Raw genomic sequence first — 1,326 nt, 5'->3', positions numbered from 1 at the left:
GAGAGCAGTATCACCAGCGCACTGGGCGGCGTTGCAGCCGGCGGTGGCAACAATGAGCTGAAAACCCCCGGGCAGCGTAAAACCAACCTTCACTTCAAGTATGCCGATGCCATTGGTCATCCGGCGACGACCCTGATTGGCGGCAGCATTGCCGGCTATTCGTGCCGCAGTGCCGCGACCCCCTTCGTGCCGTATTTCCTCAGTACGCTGGACAGCCTGGCATGGCGTACTGGTATGCCGGAATCCCTCTATCCCGAAGCATTGGTGCCTGGTCAGCGTGAGGTCGGCAGTCAGGCGGCCGCGAATATGTGGGGCAACGTCTATCCCCGTTCGGGATTTGTGACCCAGGTCGATGACGACAAGGCGGGTGCTCTGGTGGCACAGCGTGTGGCGGACATCATCACTCGCTCTGGTCAGCCGCACGTCTACCAGCCCCTGATGGGCCAGCGCTCGGAAGGGGACTGGCCACCAGGTGCGGTTCAGGAAAATACCGGAACCAGCAACCACAAATGGCAGCGCCTGGCGCCGCAGCTCAGCCAGTCTTGCGCCGTGTTCCCGGATGGCGATCATCCGCCGGCTGCGGATGCGAACGCTGCCTTTGCCCTGTGGCAACCCTACAGCTGCTGCCAGCGCCGCGGGCAGCGTTTCCTCTACAGCACAGATTTCTGAGGCATAAATGATGAAAAACACGATGAATAAATCTCTCTGGGGACGGCGCAGCCTGCTGTCTCTGCTGATTGCCGGCAGCCTGGCGATGGCCGGTGTGAGCGCACACGCTGACGACAATGACGATAACGGCACCCTGTTTGGTATTTCACTGCCCCAGGTGAATGACAGCAATATCGGTTACGGGAAGAACGCCAGCGGCGCGGTCTCGGACAAGCTGTTCTATTCCCTGGGCGGAGGCTCGGTGATATCGCAGCCGGCGACGCGTGGCAATATGCAGCGCCTGGGGATGAACCTGGGCTGGAGCTCGGATTTGATGTGCGGCAACTTCGACCTGAAGAGCACCATCGGTAACCAGCTCAATGGCGTGACGGACGGGTTCAAGAGCCTGATGGGTAACGTTATTCAGGGTGCTACCGGTGCGGTAGCCAGTCTGCCGGCGATGGCTATCCAGCGTGCTAACCCTGGCTTGTATGAAATGCTGACAAACGGGGTATTGCAGGCCAACGTGGCATTCGACAAAGCCCAGCTCAATTGCCAGAACCTCTCCAAACGGATGATGGATATGGTGGATACCGGCGGCTGGAGCCAGGCGGCGGCGATGGAGGAGGCCAAAAGCCTGGTCAACAACGGGGATGCGGATGCGATCCGATCGATGAA

General features: G+C 60.1%; 1 protein-coding gene and 1 pseudogene. Both read left to right on the top strand.

Annotated features, from left to right (window positions below):
- Positions 1-669, top strand: a 669-nt coding sequence (locus AC4PR2_RS28885) for a TIGR03756 family integrating conjugative element protein (RefSeq protein ID WP_492176045.1), incomplete at its 5' end; no start/stop codon positions are given.
- A gap of 10 nt (positions 670-679) precedes the next feature.
- Positions 680-1,326 (top strand): annotated as a pseudogene (locus AC4PR2_RS28880) (integrating conjugative element protein); the annotation flags it as partial.

Source organism: Serratia sp. A07, from assembly GCF_058725505.1.
The sequence above is the reverse complement of the archived record's forward strand: the minus strand, read 5'-3'. Positions and strand labels throughout refer to the sequence as shown.